This is a genomic window from Qipengyuania sp. YIM B01966, assembly GCF_016461955.1.
Lineage (GTDB): Bacteria > Pseudomonadota > Alphaproteobacteria > Sphingomonadales > Sphingomonadaceae > QFOP01.
On record NZ_JADMNM010000009.1, the window covers coordinates 34,865 to 54,850 of the forward strand.

The window sequence follows — 19,986 nt, forward strand, 5'->3', positions numbered from 1 at the left end:
CGCTCGGCTGCGGGATGCGCCATGACCTTCGCCGAACCGAACATCAGCGAAAGGAGCGCCCGCAATGAGCCCGCAGGATATCCAGGCCCGGGTCGGCGAGAATATCGGCACCAGCGAATGGGTCGAAATGTCGCAGGAACGGATCAACAAGTTCGCCGAAGCGACCGGCGATCACCAGTTCATCCATATCGATCCCGCCAAGGCGGCGCTGACCCCGTTCGGCGGGACCATCGCGCACGGGTTTCTGACGCTGTCGATGATCCCCTATCTCAGCGCCAATTCCGACCTGCCGAAGGTCGATGGCGTGAAAATGGGCGTCAATTACGGCGGCAACAAGACGCGCTTCATCAGCCCGGTCCGCAGCGGCAAGCGTATCCGCGGCCACTGGAAGCTGCTGGAGCTGGTCGAAAAGCGCCCTGGCCAGTGGCAGCAGACGCATGAAATCACCATCGAGATCGAAGGCGAGGACAAGCCCGCTTTGATCACCGAATGGATCATGCAGTTCTTCGTTTAAGCTCCTGTGACGAAAGGTTTCCCATGTCTCGTGATGCAGTCATCGTTTCCACCGCCCGCACCCCGCTGACCAAGGCGGCGCGCGGAGCGTTCAACAATACTACCGGCGCGACGCTGGGCGCATGGTCGATCAAGGCCGCTGTCGAACGCGCCGGGCTCGAAGGCGCTGAGGTTGACGACGTGCTGATGGGCTGCGCGGTGCAGCAGGGCTCGACCAGCGGCAATGTCGCCCGCCTTGCCGCGCTGCGCGCCGGTCTGCCGGTCACCGTGCCGGCGATGACCATCGACCGCCAGTGCTCCAGCGGGTTGATGACCATCGCCACCGCCGCCAAGCAGGTGATCGTCGACAACATGGACATCTGCGTTGCCGGCGGGCTCGAATCGATTTCCAAGGTGGTCGGCAGCGGCAAGATGTTCATCGAGCCCGACCGCGAACTGCTCGAGATGCATCCCGACATCTACATGCCGATGATCGGCACCGCCGAAGTCGTCGCCAAGCGCTATGGCATCAGCCGCGAGGCGCAGGACGGATATTCGCTCCAGTCGCAGCAGCGCACCGCCGCCGGACAGGCATCGGGCAAGTTCGACGACGAAATCGTCGCCTGCACCGCGACGATGGCGGTGGTCGATAAGGAGACCAAGGAGGTTTCCTACAAGGAAGTCACTGCGACGAAGGACGATTGCAACCGCCCCGACACCACGCTGGAAGGACTCGCCAGCCTGAAACCGGTGATGGGCGAAGGCGGGGTCATCACCGCCGGCAATGCCAGCCAGCTCAGCGATGGGTCGTCGGCCTGCGTGGTAATGGAAGCCAAGGTGGCCGAACGGCGCGGCCTTGCGCCGATGGGCCGCTATGTCGGGATGGCAGTGGCCGGCACCGAGCCCGACGAGATGGGCATCGGCCCTGTGTTCGCGATCCCCAAGCTGCTCGAACGCACGGGCCTCAAGATGGACGATATCGGGCTGTGGGAGCTCAACGAGGCGTTCGCGGTGCAGGTGCTCTATTGCCGCGACAAGCTGGGCATTCCCGACGAGCGGCTGAACGTCAATGGCGGGTCGATTTCGATCGGGCACCCGTTCGGCATGACCGGCGCGCGCTGCGTGGGCCACGCGCTGATCGAAGGCAAGCGCCGGGGCGTCAAATACGCCGTGGTGACGATGTGCATCGGTGGCGGCCAGGGCGCGGCCGGCTTGTTTGAAATTCTGTAGGATTTGGTTAGATTTCCATTGACATTTAACCAAATCGGTTCTATATGAGTTGCTGATGACGCGGCGGGTGGCCCTCAACGCCCGCCGCGTGCTCGGCTCTTTGCCACCGTCGATCCGATAATTGCGCTTGCCCGACTGGCGGCAAAGGCACATCTCTGGTGCACTTAGCTGTTTCTGGCCGGTCGAACGAAGGGCGCAGCGGATGGGCATTATCGAAATTCTCGGCATCGCGGGCAGCGTCAGCCTGCTGGCCGGCTGGCGGATGTATCTGTGCATCTTTGCCACTGGCCTTGCCATGCGGCTGGGCGCCCTGCCGCTGCCCGAAAATCTCACCAGCCTGGATGTGCTGGCCAACCCCTGGGTGATGGGGGTCGCCGGCGTCGCCGCGGTGGTCGAACTCCTGGCCGACAAGGTGATGTGGCTCGACAGCCTGTGGGACACGGTCCACACCGCCATCCGCCCGATCGGCGGGGCGCTGCTGGCGCTGGCGATCGTCGATCCGTCGGACCCGGCGACGCAGGTGATCGCCTTTATCCTCGGCGGCGGCGCGGCACTGGCCGCACATGGCAGCAAGGCCGGCGCCCGCGCGGTCGTCAATGCCAGCCCCGAACCGGTCAGCAATATCGCGCTGTCCACGGTCGAGGATGTCGCCAGCGCGGGTCTGCTTTACGCGGCGTATGAATATCCCTGGGCCGCCGGCGGCATCGCGCTCGGCCTGCTGGCGCTGGTGATCGGTCTGCTGCTGATCGCGCGGCGGATGATCCGCAAGTTCCTCGGCAAGGATCGCCGCCCGCTACCGGCAGACCTGCCCCCGGCCCGGCTGAACCTCCGTCAGGCGACTGCCGCCAGCTTCGTCTTGCCGGGCACCGCGCCGATGAATTCCTCCAGCACCGGCGCGATCCGCGTGCGCCATTTGCTGCCGTTGAAGATCCCGTAATGCCCGACTTCGGGGGCGAGGAAATAGCGCTTCTTCGCGTCGGGCAGGCCGGTCGCGAGCGTCAACGCCGCGCGGGTCTGGCCGATGCCCGAAATATCGTCGCGCTCGCCCTCGATCGCCATCATCGCCGTGCGGGTGATCGCCCCGACATCCACCGGCTTGCCGCGATGGATGAAGGTGCCGTTGGGGATCGAATGTTTCTGGAACACCTCCTCCACCGTCTGGAGGTAGAATTCGGCGGTCATGTCGCAGACCGAGCGGTACTCGTCGTAGAAATTCTTGGTCGCCTGCGCGCTCTGTTCGTCCCCCACGGTGAGATGCTTGAACATCTCGTAATGGCTCATCAGGTGATTGCCGAGGTTCATGCTCATGAACCCGGCCAGTTGCAGGAAGCCGGGATATACGCGCCGCCCTTCGCCCGGATATTGCAGCGGCACGGTGGCGATCACGTTCTGGCGGAACCAGGCGATCGGCCGCTCCATCGCCAGATCGTTGACCGTTGTCGGCGATTGGCGCGTATCGACCGGCCCGCCCATCATGGTCAGCGTCGCCGGCGCGGCACGGTGATTGGCCGCGTTCATCACCGCCGTCGCCGCCAGTGCGGGCACCGATGGCTGACACACCGCGAGAACGTGGGTGCCCGGGCCGATATGGTCGAGAAAGCCGATCAGATAATCGATATAATCATCGAGATCGAACCGCCCCGCGCTTAGCGGGACCATCTTCGCATCGGCCCAGTCGGTGATGTACACCTCGCAGCGTTCGACCATCCGCTCGACCGTGCCGCGCAGCAAGGTCGCGTAATGCCCGCTCATCGGGGCGACGATCAGCAGCTTGGGCACGTCGGCCGCGTGGCCGGTATGGGTAAAGCGCAGCAGATCGCCGAACGGGCGGTGCAACACTCGCGATTGGGTGACCGGCCAGATCTTGCCACCGACCTTGACCGTCTCGATGTCGAATTCGGGCTTCCCGCGCGGCTGGGCAGCGTGGGCAAACACCTCCAGCGCGGACGCGGCGAGCGGGCCCAGCCCGAAATAGCTCAGCGGGTGGTAGGGGCTTGCGAGCATTTCCGCCGCCATCGCGGCAAAGGTGCTCGCGCTGTTGAGCCACGAGCGCTGCAATTCATGGGCGTGATACAGCATCGGGCATTCTCCTGCGCGCGAGGGCTCCCCCTCGGACGGTGATTGTGCGGCGCAACATGACGCGACTGGTGGCAATTTGCAACCGGCCCTGACGAAGGGCGCGTACGGCGGTGGATTTTGTCGGCCGCGAGGGCTAGGCGCAGGGCCATGGACGACCGCGCCGCATCGCTTTCTCCCGATCCCGCCACCGAGCCTGACGACGCCGCCGCGCCGCCGCGCGCCGAAGAACCGCCCCGCGCAAAGTCGCTTGGCCCGCTGCGGATGGTCTGGCGCGAGGCGGCCAAATATCCGGCCCAGATCGCCATCGCGTTCCTCGCTCTGGTCGTCACTTCGACCGCGATGCTGGCATTCCCGGCCGGGCTCAAACTGGTGGTTGATCGCGGCTTTGCCGAAGGCGGCGATCCGACCGATATCGGCCGCTGGTTCCGCTATCTGCTGGTGATCGTCGGCGTGCTGGGCCTCGGTACGGCGGTGCGGTTCTATTTCGTCAGCTGGCTGGGCGAACGCGTGGTCGCCGATGTGCGCGAACGGGTGCACGAAAACCTGCTGCGGCTCGCCCCGGCCTTCTTCGAGGAAAACTCGCCCAAGGAGATATCTTCGCGGATGACCTCGGACACGGCGATTATCGAACAGGTGGTGGGGACCACCGTCTCGGTGGCGCTGCGAAATACCATCATGGCGGTGCTCGGCACGGCCTATCTGTTCTGGCTCGCGCCGCAATTGTCGGGGCTGCTGGTGATCGCCATCCCGGTGGTGATCGTGCCGATCTTCCTGTTTGGCCGCAAACTGCGCGATATCAGCCGCACCAGCCAGGACCGGGTGGCCGATGTCGGCGCGATGGTTGCCGAAGTGCTCGGTGCGATGAAGATCGTCCAGGCGTTCAACCAGGAGGCACGCGAGAAGCGCCGGTTCGCCCGCGCGGTCGAGGCGACCTTCGATACGGCCAGACGGCGCATCCTGATCCGCGCGATCATGACCGCGGTGGTGATTACGCTAATTTTCGGCTCGCTGACGCTGCTCATGTGGCGCGGCGCGGTGCTGGTGGTCAGCGGCGCGCTTACGGGGGGCACGATCATCGCCTTCGTGATCGCCACCGGGATCGTCGCCGGATCGTTCGGTGCGCTGACCGAGGTCTATGGCGATCTGCTGCGCGGTGCGGGCGCGGCCAGCCGGCTTTACGAATTGCTGGACGAGCGGCCGACCATCGCCCCGCCGGCCCGCCCCGAACGCCTGCCCGAACCGCCGCGCGGCAGCCTGTCGTTCCGCAATGTCACCTTCCGTTATCCCACGCGGCCCGAAGCGCCCGCGCTGGTAGATTTCAGCCTCGAGGTCGAGCCGGGCGAGACGGTCGCCATTGTCGGCCCGTCGGGGGCGGGCAAATCGACCATCTTCCAGCTGGTCGAACGGTTTTACGACCCGCAGAGCGGGACCATTCGAATCGATGGAATCCCGCTGATATCGGCCGATCCGGCCGATATCCGCCGGCGCATCGCATTGGTGCCGCAGGACGGCGTGCTGTTCTCGGCCAATGCGCGCGACAATCTGCGCTATGGCCGCTGGGATGCGGACGATGCGGCGATCTGGGACGCAGCCCGCGCTGCCAACGCCGAGGGTTTCCTGCGCGACCTGCCGCATGGGCTCGACACCTATCTCGGCGAAAGCGGGACGCGGCTGTCGGGCGGGCAACAGCAACGCCTGGCGATTGCCCGCGCTCTGCTCCGCGATGCGCCGATCCTGCTGCTCGACGAAGCGACCAGCGCGCTCGACGCGGAAAGCGAATTGCTGGTCCAGCAGGCGCTTGACCGGCTGATGGAAGGGCGCACCACGCTGGTCATCGCGCACCGGCTCGCCACCGTGCGCGCCGCCGACCGGATCGTGGTGATGGATGGCGGGCGGATTGTCGAACAGGGCACGCATGGCGAATTGACCGCCGCCGGCGGCCTCTATGCCCGGCTCGCGGCGCTGCAGTTTGACGGGGGGCGGTTCGCAGCGGCGTAAATCGCGGGGCAAGCCGCCCTATTCTACCAACGCCGTATGCCACGCGACGTGCGTTGTCAGTGCCCGTACGCGCTGGGTTACAGTCGCTACGCGATGTTTTGACCCTGGGAATGGACTTTTATGAAGATTTTGCTCGCCGCAGGAACCAGTCTCGCCGCGCTGATGATGGCCGCGCCGGCACTGGCGCAGGACGATGTTGCCGACGATGCGGCGCCGGCCATTGAGGAATTGGTCCACGCGCAGGATGCTGCGCCGGCGGCCGCCGCCAGCCAGTTGCCGACGATGAGCTTCGGCACCTGGGGCTTCGACCCGGAATCGCTCGACCCAGCGATCGCGCCGGGGGATGATTTCTTCGCCTACGCCAACCGCAAATGGCTCGCCGCCAACCCGCTGCCGCCCGAATTCGCCCGGTTCGGCGCGTTCAACCTGCTGCGCGAGAAATCGACCGCTGACGTTCATGCGCTGGTCGACGAACTGCGCGCGACCAATCCGGCGCCCGGCACGCAGGCACGCCGGATCGTCGATGCCTATGAAGGCTTCCTCGACACCGCGGCGATCGAGGCCGCCGGCCTTGCCCCGGCGCAGCCGCATCTCGACCGGATCGCGCAGGCTACCACGCTCGACGCGCTGGCGGCCCTATGGGGCGAGGCAGGCTATCCCTCACCCGTGAGCGCCGGCGTCACGATCGACCAGAAGCAGCCCGATACCTACGCGGTCTATGTCGGGACAGGCGGGCTGGGGCTTCCCGACCGGCAATATTATCTCGATACCAGCGACAAGGGCCGCGCGATCCAGCAGCAATATCGCGACTACCTCGCTTTCCTGCTGGGCGAGGCGCGCTATGCCGACCCGCGCGCCGCGGCCGAGGCGGTTTATGCGCTCGAAGACCGGATTGCGCGCGAGATCGACTGGGACCGCGCGGTGCGCCGCAATCGCGATCTCACCTACAATGCGCTGGCCCCGGCCGAATTGACCGCAATGGCAGGCAATTTCCCGCTGGCGCGGATGCTCGAGCAGGTTGGGCTGGCGGGCGCGCCCAAATTCGTCGTGCCGCTGGTCCCGCCGAGCGCCGAGGAAGCCCGTGCACTTGGACTGACTCAGACACAGCTGGCACAGATCGGACGCGGCACGCCGGGGATGTTCGCGCTGCTGTCCGAAATGCCGGTGGCGACGCTACAGGCTTGGACCATCGCCCGCTTCCTGTCGGCCAACGCAGCGGTGCTGCCCGCCCGGTTCGACGAGGCGCAATTCGCGCTTTACGGCAAGACGCTGCAGGGCACGCCCGAGCAGCGCCCGCGGTGGAAGCGCGCGATCGACGAGGTCGAAGGGCTGGTCGGCGAGCAGCTCGGCGAAGCCTATGCGGCGCGCTATTTCCCGGCGGCCAACAAGGCCGCGATGCAGGATCTGGTGGCCAATCTGCGGCGCGCGCTGGCGCTCAGCCTCGACGAGATCGACTGGATGAGCCCGGCGACCAAGCGCGAGGCAGCTGCCAAGCTGGACGCGTTTACGCCCAAAATCGGCTATCGCGACGACTTCGAAACCTATGACGGGCTGACCATCGCAGCCGGATCCCCGCTCGCTAACCGGTTGGCCAGCGCGCGCTGGAGCCTGGCCGACAATGTCACCAAACTGGGCCAGCCGATCGACCGCAGCGAATGGTTCATGCTGCCGCAGACGGTCAACGCCTATTACAACTCGACCATGAACGAGATCGTCTTCCCCGCGGCGATCCTGCAGCCGCCCTTCTTCAACATGACGGCCGATCCGGCGGTGAACTACGGGGCGATCGGCGGGGTCATTGGCCACGAGATCGGCCACGGCTTCGACGATCAGGGCTCGAAATCCGACGGCACGGGGATGCTGCGCAACTGGTGGTCCGATGCCGACCGCGGGGCGTTCGATGCCCGCGGCAACGCTCTGGTCGAACAGTACAATGCCTATTGCCCGCTCGACGATGGCAAGACCTGCGTCAATGGCCGCCTGACGCTTGGCGAGAATATCGGCGATCTTGGCGGACTCAGCCTCGCCTATCGGGCCTATCGTCTTTCGTTGAACGGGGCAGAAGCGCCAGTGATTGACGGGCTGACAGGTGACCAGCGGTTCTTCCTGGCCTGGGCACAGGTATGGCGCTCGGCGCAGCGCGAAGGTTCGGCCCGCCAGCGGTTGTTGACCGACCCGCACAGCCCCGAGGAATTCCGCGTGAATGGTGTCGTGCGCAACATGGACGCCTGGTACCGTGCGTTCAATGTGACACCCGACCATGCGCTCTATCTGCCGCCCGAAAAGCGCATCACGATCTGGTGACATTTTCGGTGGCCGGGCGGCGTACGCTGCCCGCCCATTGGCTTGACTAGGCGGCGCTCCCCGCCGAGGGAGCGCTGCCATGAACCTCACGCTGACAGCGATCCTCCTCGGCATTGTCGAGGGGGTAACCGAATTCCTGCCGGTATCCTCGACCGGCCACCTGATCCTCGCCAGCGAGCTTCTGGGCTACGATGCCGCGCAATGGGCGATGTTCAACGTCGTCATCCAGCTCGGTGCGATCCTGGCCGTGGTCTATCAATACTGGCCGACGATTTGGCAGGCCGGTCTCGGCGTCTTGCGGCTGGAAAGCGAAGGGCTGCGCTTTGCCCGCAATATCCTCGTCGCGTTCATCCCCTCGGCGGTACTCGGGCTGGCGCTCAAGGATTATATCGACATCATGCTGGGCAGCCCCGAGCTGGTCGCCTGGGCACTGATCATCGGCGGGATGGCGATCATCGGCATCGAAAAGGTCGTCAATCCGCAAGGTGACATCGGCGTCGCACAGCTACCTTTAAAACAGGTGATCGGTGTCGGGTTGGCGCAGTGTCTGGCGATGATCCCGGGGGTCAGCCGCTCCGGCGCGACGATCATGGGTGCGCTTGCAATGGGAATCAATCGCAAGACGGCAGCCGAGTTCTCGTTCTTCCTCGCCATTCCGACGATGATCGGCGCAACAACGCTGGAACTGATCCAGAAGGGGGATCAGCTTACCTCCGGTGCGATGACGGTGGGCTGGCGAGAGATCGCCATCGGCTTCGTGGTGAGCTTTGTCGTCGCGCTGGTGGTGATCCGCGCCTTTGTCGCCTTTGTCAGCCGGCGCGGCTTTGCGCCCTTTGGCTGGTACCGCATCGTCGCCGGCACGGTCGCGCTGATCTGGCTCGGAACACGGTAGCCGAGCGGGCTCGCCCGGGCCTGCCCCCTTTTTGCCACTTTTTTGTTATGCAGCCGCCAGAGCGGTGCTATAGCGGCCTCCCATCCTTCAAGGGGACGTTACTTATGAAGACCATTTTCAAGACCGCCATGGTTGCTTCGGTTGCCGCGATGAGCCTCGGCCTCGCCGCTTGCGACAGCGCCGCCGAAAACGCTGCCGAAGATCAGGCGCAGGACGTGCGTGAAGCTGGCGACGCTCAGGCTGACCAGATGGAAGCCAACGCCGAAGCCGTGCGTGACGCCGGTGGTTCGGAAGCGACCGCTGACACGCTGGAAGACAAGGCCGACGTGGTTGAAGAAAACGCCGACACCAAGGCTGACGCCATGGAAGACGCGGCTGACAACATGGACGCCGCTCCGGAATAATCCGCAAGGATTGATCAGAAAGGCCGGCCTCGGGAGACTGGGGCCGGCTTTTTTGTGTTCTCAGACGGGTGAGGCGCCTGACCCTCGCCCGCCGCGCAGCAGATATTCCTGCGTGCCCCGATGCAGCACGTTATCTACGTCGATCACCGCCGAATTGGCGTAAGTGAAAGCCGGTGGCAGGCTGCGATAAAGCCGGTCGAAATCGCGCTCGACCGTCTGGCGGTAAAGATCGGCGAAGCTGTCGATGACGAAATAGGTCGGCTGCAGGTCACTGATCACGTAATCGGTCCGCATCACGCGGTCGACATTGAGCATGATCCGGTTGGGGCTGGCTGCTTCGGTCGCGAAGACTACCTCGGTCGGCCCTGATAGAATCCCCGCGCCATAAGCGCGCACATCGCCCTCACCCTCGAGGATGAGTCCGAATTCGACGGTGTACCAGTACAAGGCCCCGAGCGCTTTCAGCCGGTTGTAGCGCATCGCCTTCCACCCGGCGCGGCCATATTCTTGCATGTAATCGGCATAGACCGGGTCGGCCAGCATCGGCACATGGCCGAACACATCGTGGAACACGTCGGGCTCCTGGATGTAATCGAATGTCTCGCGGGTGCGGATGAAATTGCCCGCGGGGAAGCGCCGATTGGCGAGGTGCCAGAAGAACACGTGATCGGGGATCAGCATCGGCACCGGCACCACGCTCCAGCCCGTCAAGGCACCCAGTTCCTCGCTCAACCGGCCGAATTCGGGAATCCCGCCGCGCCCCAGATCGAGCCGCTCCAGCCCTGCCATGAAAGCGCTTGCCGCGCGGCCGGGCAGCACCTCCATCTGGCGGGCGAACAAATCATCCCAGATGCGGTGATCTTCTGCGCTATAGGTGGCCTGAGCGGGCTCCAGCCAGTCATCGCCGAGATGTGCCGGCTTTTGCAGCGGGGCAGTGAACACCTCGGGCGGCAGATCGGGCAGGGCGGCAAAATCGCTGTTCGGTTCGAGGACGGTGGCCATGCCCGCAACCTAGCAGCGGCCCGGCCCGCTTACAAACGCGGGGCGCTGCCTTCGTCGCTGGTCGCGACAATGCCACGCGCGATGAGCTCACCAATCGCCGCGTCGGACAGGCCGAGACGATCGGCAAGCACCTCCTCGCTATGCTGGCCGAGGAACGGGGCCGGTCGCGGTGCGCCGGCGGGCTCGCCCGGTATGGCGGCGAAGGATCGCGGCGCGGGGTAGTCGAACCCGCTGGGATTACCCTTGGTCAGCGCAAACAGCGGGTTCTCCGTCACCAGCGCGGGATCGCGCGCCGCCTCATACGCGGTGCGATAGCGTTCATAGGTCGCGCCAGCCGCCGCGAGGCGCGTGGACAGTTCGGCGTAATCCGAGTTGCTGGCAGCGTCCTGCAGAATGGCAAACAGCGCCTCGCGGTGCGTGAAGCGGTTGCGGTCGCTAGTGGTGAAGCTGACCCCGGTGCGGGTTTCGAGCGCAGCAATGTCTTGCGCGACACCGAGCGCCTCGATCAATCCACGCCATTGCTTGGCGGTCAGCGCGGCGACCATGAAGCGCACCCCATCGCGGCTGGTGAAATCGCGCCCCAGTGCCCCCCATATGGCGTTGCCGAGCCGTTCGCGATCACTGCCCCGATAGAGCATTTCGGCCATCGCCCCGCTGTTGGCAAAGGTGCCGAGCGCGACATCGCCCAGCGGCACGCGCAGTTCGATGCCTTCGCCGGTCAGGTCACGCTGGCGCAGCGCCGCCAGCAGCGCGAAGGCGCAATAGGCGCCGGTGATGAAGTCCCAGGCGGGGAGCACCTGGTTGACCGGCGGGGCAGTGGCCGCGTCCCATTCGGCCGGGCCGGTCATCAGCGGATAGCCGGTGGCGGCATTGACGGTGAAATCCATCGCCTGGCGCCCGTCATGCCAGCCCATTATCCGCACGGAAACGAGGTCGGGCCGCTCTTGCGCGATAGCCTCGTGCGACAGGAAGCTGCCCGCCGGGAGGTTGGTAATCAGCTGCCCCGTCTGCCGCACCAGTTCGACCAGCAATTCGCGCCCCTCGGCCCCCGCCAGATCGAGCGCGACGCTTTTCTTCGCGCGGTTGAGGTTCTCCCACGACAGCGAGCGCCCTTCGGCCGTTTGCATATAGCGATCATAGTCGAGCCCGCCGCCGATCTGGTCGACCCGGATGACCTCAGCGCCCATCTGCGCGCAATAGAGCCCCGCCGTGGGGGATGCGACGAAGCTTGAAACCTCGATGATGCCGAGGCCGGCGAGGAGGTTGTACATCGCGCCCGCCGACCGGTCAGCCCTGCGCCCCGGCGGCGAACTGGCGCAGCATCGCCTTGGCGATGACCAGCTGCATGATTTGGGTGGTGCCTTCGTAAATGCGGTAGATGCGGCTGTCGCGGAAGAAGCGCTCGGCCTCGTACTCCGCCAGATAACCCGCCCCACCATGGATCTGGACGCAGCGATCCGCCACGCGGCCGCACATTTCGGAGGCGAACATCTTGGCGCTGGCGGCCTTCAGCAGCACCGCCTCGCCCGCATCCGCGCGCGCGCAGGCATCGCGGATCATGCATTCGGCGGCGTAAATCTCCGCCTCGCTATCGGCCAGCATCGCCTGCACCAGCTGGAAATTGGCGATCGGCTCGCCAAATGCCTTGCGCTCGGAGGCGTAGCGGATGGCCGTGTCGAGGATGCGGCGGGCATAGCCCGCGCTCGCCGCAGCGACCGACAGGCGGCCATTATCGAGGCTCTGCATCGCGGTGGCAAAACCGCGCCCTTCCTCGCCGCCGAGCAGGGCATCGCCCGGCACCTTGACCTCGTCGAGATAGATGTCGGCGATCTGGCTGCCTTCCTGGCCCATCTTCTTGTCGGGCTTGCCGACGCTGACGCCCGCCGTCTCCATATCGACCAGAAAGGCCGAGACATGGGCGTTGCGCGGCAGCGCCTCTTTCTCGGTGCGGGCCATGATCAGCCCGAGCTTCGCGAACGGGGCATTGGTGATGTACCGCTTCGAGCCCGAAAGGACATAGCCATTGCCTTCGCGCCGCGCGGTCGTCTGCATCGCCGCGCTGTCCGAGCCCGAGCCCGGTTCGGTGAGGCCGAAACAGGCAATCTCGCCAGCCGCCAGCCGGGGAAGCCATTCGCGCTTTTGTTCTTCGGTTCCTGAATTCTTGATCGCCGAGCAGACCATGCCGAGATTGATCGAGGTGATCGAGCGATAGGCCGGCAGCGCATAGGACAGGACGCGGATCGTCTCGACATACTGGCTGATATTCATGCCCGCGCCGCCATATTCTTCGGGCATGGTCAGGCCGAACAGCCCCATCTCGCGCATTTCCGCCATGATGTCGGCGGGGATTTCATTGGCCGCGATGACCTGCGGTTCTGCCGGGATCAGCCGTTCGCGGACATAGCGGTTCAGCTGGTCGATGAACTGGTCGAAGATTTCGGGGTCCATCCCGGTAGCCATGGTCATGCGGAAAGTCCTTTACTGGCGAGATTCAGGGGATTCTTCGATCGGCTGCGTGCCGATTGCAGGCGATGCGGCGCCGGGCATCGGGCCGCGGCGCTCTTCGATGCGGGCGGCGGCCCGGTCGAGCGCGCGAGCATCGCCAACGGTGACGCCTCCGGGACCGGGATCGTTATCGGCCTGCCCGCACGCGCCCAGAAGGCAGGCGGCCAGCGGTGGCAACAGCAGGGCAGAGATCGACCGGACCATCCCCGCACCATAATCAAGCGCAGGCAAAGGAAAAGCGGGCGAATCGCCTGCGCGATCGCCCGCTTTGCCTGTGACCATGCGTGACCCTACGGCATTGCCGGAAAGGGCCGGGGCGATTTATTCGGTCGCCGCTTCCGCCGCATTGGTCGCCGCTTCGGCCGCGTTGGCGGCAGCCTGGGCGCGGGCAGCAACGTCCTGCGCGTTCTGCGCCGCTTGCTCGGCGGTCGCCGTGGCCGAAGCGGCCGGTGCCGGGCTGGTCGTCGTCGCGGCAGGAGCCGTAGCGCCTGTCGTCGCCGTTGTGGTGGTCGCCGCGGTGCCTTCGACCGGCAGCGCCTCGGTCTGGCTCAGTGCTTCGTCGGCCGGCATCTCGACCGTATCGGCGACCGCTTCCTCCGAAGCGTTGTCGGCGCTGCCGCAGGCGGACAGGGCCAGCAGCGCAGCGGCGGGGAGGGCGAGGCGGGCAAGGGTCTTCATCATCAGGTCTCCGTCAGGCGGTGCGGCCCGGTGCCGCCACCGCATGGCCGCGATGTATCGCGCCCTGCGCGCTGCGGCAAACGGGTACATCGGCGCGATGCACCATTCCGTTTGTCCGGCAGGGCTGCCAAAGCAGCCTGATGGTCGCCGCCACCCTCTCGAATGCGCCGCTGGACAGCGCCCGCCACCGGTTGCGCGAGCTGTTCGGCTTTGCCGATTTCCGCGGCGTGCAGGCCCAGGTGGTGGCGCGCGTACTTGCCGGCCAATCGACGCTGGCGGTGATGCCCACGGGCGCCGGTAAATCGCTGACTTATCAATTGCCGGCCACCATGCTCGAGGGCACCTGCATCGTCATCTCGCCGCTGATCGCCTTGATGCACGACCAGTTGCGCGCCGCGCGCGCGAACGGCATCCGCGCCGCCACGCTGACCAGCGCCGATACCGACCGAGAAACAACCATCGCCGCATTCCGGGCGGGCGAGCTGGACTTGCTCTACGTGGCGCCGGAACGGGCCAGCCAGCCGCATTTCCGAGATCTGCTGACCAGCGCGCCGATCGCCTTGTTCGCAATCGACGAGGCGCATTGCGTGTCGGAATGGGGCCACGATTTTCGGCCCGATTATCGCCTGCTGCGCCCGTTGATGGATGCCCTCCCCGATGTCCCGCGCCTGGCGCTGACCGCGACGGCGGATGCCCATACGCGGGCCGACATCCTCGCCCAGCTCGGGATTGATGCCGCGGGCATCATTATCGCCGGGTTCGATCGGCCCAACATCAGCTACGCGATTCGCCCGCGCGATGGCGGGGTGCGCCAGCTGGCCGCGCTGATGGCCGCTGCGCCTGGCCCCGGCATCATTTATGCGCCCACCCGGCGCAAGGTCGAAGAACTGGCCGAGCGCCTCGCGGCGACCACCGGGCGCAGTGTGCGGCCCTATCATGCCGGGCTCGACCCCGCGGTGCGGGCAGGCAACCAGGCCGCGTTCGTCGAGAGTGAAGACATGGTAATGGTGGCCACGGTGGCGTTCGGCATGGGCATCGACAAGCCCGACGTGCGCTTCGTTGCCCATGCGGGCATCCCCAAATCGATCGAAAGCTATTACCAGGAAACCGGCCGTGCGGGGCGCGATGGCGACCCGGCGCAGGCGGTGCTGTTCTGGTCCGCCGAGGATTTTGTCCGCGCCCGCCAGCGGCTGGCCGAGGTCGATGACGGCCGAGTTGCGGCCGAACGCGCGCGGCTCGACGCGCTGGCCGGGCTGGTCGAAACCGCCGGCTGCCGGCGCGCGGTGCTGCTCCGCCATTTCGGTGAAGCCCCGCCGGACGAGTGCGGCAATTGCGACAATTGTCTCGAAAAGCCCGCAGTGCGCGACGCGACCGAGCTTGCCCGCAAGCTGCTATCTGCCGTTTATCGTACAGGGCAGAGCTTCGGCTTCGGCTATGTCCAGAATGTGCTCACGGGGAACGCCGACGAACGGGTTCGGCAGCGCGGGCACGACGCGCTGGGTGTGTTCGGCATCGTCGATTCGGGCGAAGCGCCGTTGCTGCGCCCGGTTAGCCGCGCCTTGCAGGCACGCGGCACGCTGGTCGCGACCCAGCACGGCGGCCTGGCATTGGGCGGCAATGCGCGCGCGGTGCTTAAGGGCGAGGAGACAGTCGAGATCGTGATCCCGCCAGCCAGCCGCAAACGGCGCGGCGCAGTGGCGAACCCCGTCGGTGACCCGCTGTTCGACGCGCTGCGTGAATTGCGGCGCAAGCTTGCTCAGGATGGAGGCGTGCCACCCTACGTCATCTTCCACGACGCCACGCTGCGCGAAATCGCGGCAGCTCGGCCCGCCAGCCCTGCCGCACTGGCGCGTGTCCCCGGCGTGGGCGCGAAGAAGCTCGAGGCGTATGGTGCCGAGCTGCTCGACGCGGTGCGCCAGTATGGTTAGCAGCTTCTTAATCATGTGCCGTTATCGCGGTGGTATGGCAAACTTACGCCCCGCTCTGCCCGGCCGTCCGCCGCTCATCGCCACCGCCACGCTGGCGGCATTGGCGGTGCTGGCGATCCCGGCGGCGGCGCTGCTGGCACAGCCGGCCGCTGGCGCTTTCGCCATCCGTGAAACCGGCTTGCGTTATACCAGCCTGCAACAAGCGGTTGAAGCGATCGGCGCGGGTAGCGGCACGATCGTCGTCCCCACCGGCATCCATCGGCAATGCGCGGTGCAGCAGGCGGGTACCGTGCGCTTTGAAGCGGCGGAGCCCGGCCACGCGATCTTCGACGGCGTTGCTTGCGAGGGCAAGGCGGCACTGGTCCTGCGGGGCCGCAGCGCCGAGGTGGATGGCCTGATCTTTCAGAACATTGCCGTCCCTGATTTTAACGGCGCTGGTATCCGGCTGGAGCGCGGCGACCTCACCGTGCGGCAAAGCTGGTTTCGCGCCAGCCAGCAGGGAATTCTCTCGGCCACCGATGCCACGGGCCGGATATTGATCGACAAGTCCACCTTCACCCGGCTCGGCACCTGCGAAGGGCCCGGCGGATGCGCGCATTCAGTGTATATCGGTGATTATGGTTCGTTGACGGTCACACGCTCGCGGTTCGAGCAGGGCAGTGGCGGGCACTACCTCAAATCGCGCGCCGCGCGGGTCGATATTCGCGGCAACAGCTTTGACGACTCTGCGGGGACCCGGACCAATTACATGATCGACCTCCCAGCCGGTGCGGTCGGGCAGATTGCCGGTAACTGGTTCGTGCAGGGCGCCAGCAAGGAAAATTACTCGGCGTTCGTCGCGGTCGGGGCCGAGGATCGGCTGCATAGCTCGGCCGGCTTGGCGATCCGCGGCAATAATGCCCGGATTGTCCCCGGCATTCGGCGGCAGACCGTGTTCGTCGCGGACTGGAGCGGCGAGGCGCTGCGTCTCTCCGACAATAGCCTCGGCACCGGGCTCACCGCCTTCGAACGGCGCTGAGGAACGCGCCAGCCCAGCACGGCGTTGCTCTTGCACAAGGAGCAAGTGATGGCTGGCGGATGGACGCGCGATGGCGCGGTGCAGGATCAGATCGACGATACGGTGAAAGATGCGGTCGCCGCGGCCCGCGCGCGGATGGCGGCGGGGCCGAGTGCGGAATATTGCGATGAATGCGGTGAGCCGATCCCGCCGCGGCGACGCGAAGCGCTTCCCGGCGTACGCACCTGCATCGCCTGCCAGGCCGAACGCGACCGGGCCGTGCGGCATTCTGCCATCAATCGCCGGGGAAGCAAGGACAGCCAGCTGCGCTAATCAAGCAGATGGCCGCTGCGCGCCCGCTTGGTATTGAGGTAATGCTGATTATGCGGGTTGGACGGCAGTTGGTGCGGCACACGCTCGAGCACCTCGACCCCTTCTTTCGCGAGCGCGGCAACCTTGGCCGGGTTGTTGGTCATCAATCTGACAGTGCTGACGCCGAGCAGTTCGAGCATTCGCGCGGCGGTGGCGAAATCGCGTGCCTCATCAGGCAGGCCGAGCCGCTGATTGGCCTCGACCGTATCGAACCCCTGATCCTGCAGCCGATAGGCGCGCAGCTTGTTGATCAAACCGATCCCGCGCCCTTCCTGCCGCAGATATAGCAGTACCCCCCAGCCGCCCCCGGCCGCCTCCGCCGCCATCGCGCTGAGCGCCGCGTCGAGCTGCGGTCCGCAATCGCATTTGAGACTGCCGAGGATGTCGCCCGTCAAGCATTCGGAATGCAGCCGGACCAGCGGGGTGCGGCCTCCATCCGGCACGCCGATCAGTAAAGCGACGTGCTCGCGCAAATCATCGGGCGATCGGAAGGCGACGATTTCCGTCTCTTCGCACGCCGCTACCGGCAATTTTGCGCGGGTGATGATGGCGAGCTGTGCCGGATCGGCCTGTGCCGCCAGATCGCCTACGGCGACAAGCTGGGCTTCCCCCGCATCGACGGGATCGACCAGGAAGGCGGGCAGTATGCCTGCGCGACGCGCCAGTTCGAGCGCAGCGACTGCTTCTTCGGGCCAATCAAGCGGGAGCGCCTGAAACGGTCCCTTCAGGGGAAAGACAAGGTCGAGCGCCGGGTCAGCCACGGCGCGCGCATTGGCGGGTGTGAACGGCTCCGCCGCGCGGATCAGCACCGGCGCGTGCGGCGCCGCAGCGTCCCGCTGGTTGGCGAGCTTGAGCGTGGCAGCTCGCGCCGCCGAGATAAGCATCATGGGTGAGCTGGCGCAGGCTGCCACGCCAGTTTCCGCCGGGAGCAGAATCGGGCCGCCGGCAAATTCGACCGGCCAGCCATGCCGCAAGGCATCGATGGCCTGAGCGGCGCGTCGCGCAGGCGAAGTAGGAGGGTTCTCCCACCCGTTCAGAGCGCGAACTCCGTGATCAGGGGCACATGATCAGAGGGCCGCTCCCAAGCGCGCGCCGCCTCCAGCACCCGGTGCGATACCGTCTGTGCAGCCAGTTCGGGGCTGGCCCACATATGGTCGAGCCGGCGCCCGCGGTCGTTCTTCTTCCAGTCGGCCGAGCGGTAGCTCCACCAGGAAAAATAACGCTGCGGCGCGGCAATATGGCGGCGGCCGATATCGTCCCAGCCATGCGCGTCCATGAACCGCGTCAGTGCCTCGACCTCGACCGGGGTGTGGCTCACCACCTTGAGCAACTGCTTGTGGCTCCACACGTCACTTTCGAGCGGGGCGATGTTGAAATCGCCCACGATCAGCGTCGGCCGGTCGAGCGCGTCGGCCCAACGGGTCATCCGCTCGACGAAATCGAGCTTCTGGCCGAACTTGGTGTTGAGCGTTCGATCGGGGATATCACCGCCTGCCGGAATATAGACATTCTCGACAATCATCCCGCGCCCGGCGCCGCCGACCTCGACGCCGACATGGCGGGCCTCGCCATTATCCTGCCAGTCATGGCGCGACACTTCGCGCAGCGGCAGCCGGCTGACCGTGGCGACACCGTGATAACCTTTTTGCCCATGAACGATCATGTGCTGATAGCCGGCGCGGGCAAACGCTTCGTAGGGGAACAGATGCTCTTCGCACTTGATCTCCTGGAGGCACAGCACGTCCGGCGTTTCTTCATCCAGCAGCCGTTCGACGAGCGGCATCCGCAGGCGGACCGAATTGATGTTCCAGGATGCGACAGAAACCATGGCTCGCGGATAGGGCGCGCGAACCGGCCGGGCAAGGCGCGCGAGGCGCGGGCAAAGGAAAACCCTCGTGCCGGGGGCATTGGCACGAGGGTTCCTTGGAGCGTTCGTCACGCTTGTACAAAACGGCCTTGCTGAAGACCGGGCAACAGGGGGGAAACCCGCTTCGGCCGCCTTGTCCAGTGGACCTTAAAGACCGCTCGCTTTCAGCGCCATGAACAGCGCCTGTCAGCTTGTCGCACGCGGGGCACGTCTGGGCCGCGAAGCGATTATCGGGGCCGGCCAGATGAGCGGCGCGGGTCACGATAAGTGAACACGCTGTCAGCCAGATTCAGGCCATAGCGGTGATTACGCAGGCGAACGGTGGTCCGCTGATTTTGTGCGTCGAGCGCCACCCAACTGGTCAATTCGAGCCCGCCGGGCGCCGCAGCGTTGCGGGTGAAGATCATCGTGATTACGCCGAATTCGGGACGACGCGGGTCGCGCACCTCGACGCTGATCACGTCAGGGTTACCGGTCTGCACCAGCCGGCCATACCGCTTAACGTCGCGATTGGGGTCGAGCAGCGCGCCAAGCGGCGAATTGGAAATCGGCCAGCGCTGCACCTGGTTCACCTCGTAATCGACCAGCGTCAGCGAGCGGCCATTCGACACGACCAGCATCTGCGCGCCCTGATATTCGAAGCGGATCTTGCCGGGGCGCTTCAACGTCATCACGCCGAGCAGCGTCTGGCCGCGACGATCGGTCTGGGTGAAATCGGCGCGCATCGTGGTAATTGCACGCAGCGCCGTCACCACGCGGTCGAGATCGTCCTGCGACTGCGCCTGGGCGGGCTGCGCGGGAATGGTCAGTGCTGACGCAGGGAGGCCAACGGCAAGCGCGCCGGCAAGCGCGGCGCGGATCGGAAAACGGTTTTTCTTGGTCAAGATGCTCATGCCTCGTCCTGTGGCGGTGGAGGCTTGAACCGACAGTGAACCCGCCCGGTCCGGAGGGAACCGCCAGATCACGGCGCCGGCAGCGCCGCTTACTTAATCTTGGCTTCCTTGAATTCGACGTGCTTGCGCACGATCGGATCGTATTTGCGGAAGCTCATCTTCTCGGTCGTATTGCGCGGGTTCTTCTTGGTGACATAGAAGAAGCCGGTTTCGGCGGTGGAGACCAGCCGGATCTTGATGGTTGCGGGCTTCGCCATGGGCTTTTCCTGATCGGTTGGAGCCCGTCGCGGGCCAAAACAATACAGGCGGCGCGCGGGCGCCGCCTCTTGGCCGGCCCCTTGGGTG

Annotated in this window: 20 protein-coding genes; 10 read left to right on the forward strand and 10 right to left on the reverse strand. The window is 65.8% G+C overall.

Translation table 11 applies throughout. From position 1 onward, the window contains the following. Positions 1–64: 64 nt before the first annotated feature. From ILT46_RS10240 to ILT46_RS10250, 3 genes are all read left to right on the forward strand, one after another. Positions 65–514, forward strand: a complete 450-nt coding sequence (locus ILT46_RS10240; protein WP_199504547.1) for a MaoC family dehydratase — start codon at positions 65–67, stop codon at positions 512–514. Positions 515–537: 23 nt separating this feature from the next. Then, positions 538–1,722, forward strand: coding sequence for an acetyl-CoA C-acyltransferase (locus ILT46_RS10245; RefSeq protein WP_199504548.1), 1,185 nt, complete (start codon positions 538–540; stop codon positions 1,720–1,722). 202 nt (positions 1,723–1,924) lie between these two features. Next, on the forward strand, positions 1,925–2,659 hold the full coding sequence (locus ILT46_RS10250) for a DUF4126 domain-containing protein (RefSeq protein ID WP_199504549.1): 735 nt from the start codon (positions 1,925–1,927) through the stop codon (positions 2,657–2,659). Here ILT46_RS10250 and ILT46_RS10255 read toward each other — a convergent pair. Then, positions 2,554–3,801 (reverse strand): polyhydroxyalkanoate depolymerase, encoded by a 1,248-nt coding sequence (locus tag ILT46_RS10255; RefSeq protein WP_199504550.1) that lies wholly within the window; start codon positions 3,799–3,801, stop codon positions 2,554–2,556. The two genes, ILT46_RS10250 and ILT46_RS10255, sit on opposite strands and share 106 nt — an antisense overlap. Positions 3,802–3,948: 147 nt before the next feature. On the opposite strand from ILT46_RS10255, the gene ILT46_RS10260 reads away from it, so the two are divergent. From ILT46_RS10260 to ILT46_RS10275, 4 genes are all read left to right on the forward strand, one after another. Next, positions 3,949–5,799, forward strand: a complete 1,851-nt coding sequence (locus ILT46_RS10260; RefSeq protein WP_199504551.1) for an ABC transporter transmembrane domain-containing protein — start codon at positions 3,949–3,951, stop codon at positions 5,797–5,799. Positions 5,800–5,919: 120 nt separating this feature from the next. Then, positions 5,920–8,103 carry a M13 family metallopeptidase gene (locus ILT46_RS10265; protein ID WP_199504552.1) on the forward strand — a complete coding sequence of 728 codons (2,184 nt, stop codon included), beginning with the start codon at positions 5,920–5,922 and terminating at the stop codon, positions 8,101–8,103. A gap of 79 nt (positions 8,104–8,182) precedes the next feature. Further along, the gene (locus tag ILT46_RS10270) at positions 8,183–8,995 is read left to right on the forward strand and encodes an undecaprenyl-diphosphate phosphatase (RefSeq protein ID WP_199504553.1); all 813 of its coding nucleotides are present in this window, start codon (positions 8,183–8,185) and stop codon (positions 8,993–8,995) included. 104 nt (positions 8,996–9,099) lie between these two features. Then, positions 9,100–9,399, forward strand: coding sequence for a hypothetical protein (locus ILT46_RS10275; protein ID WP_199504554.1), 300 nt, complete (start codon positions 9,100–9,102; stop codon positions 9,397–9,399). 60 nt (positions 9,400–9,459) lie between these two features. On the opposite strand, the gene phhA is transcribed toward ILT46_RS10275, so the two are convergent. The 5 genes from phhA to ILT46_RS10300 form a co-directional block, all read right to left on the reverse strand. Next, positions 9,460–10,401 carry a phenylalanine 4-monooxygenase gene (gene phhA, locus ILT46_RS10280; protein ID WP_199504555.1) on the reverse strand — a complete coding sequence of 314 codons (942 nt, stop codon included), beginning with the start codon at positions 10,399–10,401 and terminating at the stop codon, positions 9,460–9,462. Between the two features lie 29 nt (positions 10,402–10,430). Then, positions 10,431–11,672, reverse strand: a complete 1,242-nt coding sequence (locus tag ILT46_RS10285; RefSeq protein ID WP_199504556.1) for a CoA transferase — start codon at positions 11,670–11,672, stop codon at positions 10,431–10,433. Between the two features lie 16 nt (positions 11,673–11,688). Beyond that, a complete protein-coding gene (locus ILT46_RS10290; RefSeq protein ID WP_233397185.1) occupies positions 11,689–12,867 on the reverse strand; it encodes an acyl-CoA dehydrogenase family protein in 1,179 nt (392 codons plus the stop codon). 12 nt (positions 12,868–12,879) lie between these two features. Next, positions 12,880–13,110, reverse strand: a complete 231-nt coding sequence (locus tag ILT46_RS10295; RefSeq protein ID WP_199504557.1) for a hypothetical protein — start codon at positions 13,108–13,110, stop codon at positions 12,880–12,882. Positions 13,111–13,227: 117 nt separating this feature from the next. Continuing rightward, positions 13,228–13,587 (reverse strand): hypothetical protein, encoded by a 360-nt coding sequence (locus ILT46_RS10300; protein ID WP_233397186.1) that lies wholly within the window; start codon positions 13,585–13,587, stop codon positions 13,228–13,230. A gap of 137 nt (positions 13,588–13,724) precedes the next feature. Here ILT46_RS10300 and recQ point away from each other — a divergent pair, with 137 nt between their 5' ends. The 3 genes from recQ to ILT46_RS10315 are packed head-to-tail and all read left to right on the forward strand — an operon-like array spanning position 13,725 to position 16,842. Next, the gene (gene recQ, locus ILT46_RS10305; RefSeq protein ID WP_199504558.1) at positions 13,725–15,512 is read left to right on the forward strand and encodes a DNA helicase RecQ; all 1,788 of its coding nucleotides are present in this window, start codon (positions 13,725–13,727) and stop codon (positions 15,510–15,512) included. 34 nt (positions 15,513–15,546) lie between these two features. Then, the gene (locus ILT46_RS10310) at positions 15,547–16,530 is read left to right on the forward strand and encodes a right-handed parallel beta-helix repeat-containing protein (RefSeq protein ID WP_199504559.1); all 984 of its coding nucleotides are present in this window, start codon (positions 15,547–15,549) and stop codon (positions 16,528–16,530) included. Between the two features lie 48 nt (positions 16,531–16,578). Further along, positions 16,579–16,842: a DksA/TraR family C4-type zinc finger protein gene (locus tag ILT46_RS10315; protein ID WP_199504560.1), complete on the forward strand. Its 264-nt coding sequence runs from the start codon at positions 16,579–16,581 to the stop codon at positions 16,840–16,842. Here the strand turns inward: ILT46_RS10315 and ribA are convergent. The 4 genes from ribA to rpmG all read right to left on the reverse strand — a co-directional run bounded on the left by ribA (position 16,839) and on the right by rpmG (position 19,898). Then, positions 16,839–17,864: a GTP cyclohydrolase II gene (ribA, locus tag ILT46_RS10320; RefSeq protein ID WP_370592417.1), complete on the reverse strand. Its 1,026-nt coding sequence runs from the start codon at positions 17,862–17,864 to the stop codon at positions 16,839–16,841. The two genes, ILT46_RS10315 and ribA, sit on opposite strands and share 4 nt — an antisense overlap. 50 nt (positions 17,865–17,914) lie before the next feature. After that, positions 17,915–18,709 (reverse strand): exodeoxyribonuclease III, encoded by a 795-nt coding sequence (locus ILT46_RS10325; RefSeq protein WP_199504562.1) that lies wholly within the window; start codon positions 18,707–18,709, stop codon positions 17,915–17,917. A gap of 266 nt (positions 18,710–18,975) precedes the next feature. Further along, positions 18,976–19,641 carry a LolA family protein gene (locus ILT46_RS10330; RefSeq protein WP_199504563.1) on the reverse strand — a complete coding sequence of 222 codons (666 nt, stop codon included), beginning with the start codon at positions 19,639–19,641 and terminating at the stop codon, positions 18,976–18,978. Positions 19,642–19,730: 89 nt separating this feature from the next. Next, a complete protein-coding gene (gene rpmG / locus ILT46_RS10335; RefSeq protein ID WP_199504564.1) occupies positions 19,731–19,898 on the reverse strand; it encodes a 50S ribosomal protein L33 in 168 nt (55 codons plus the stop codon). Between the last annotated feature and the right edge of the window lie 88 nt (positions 19,899–19,986).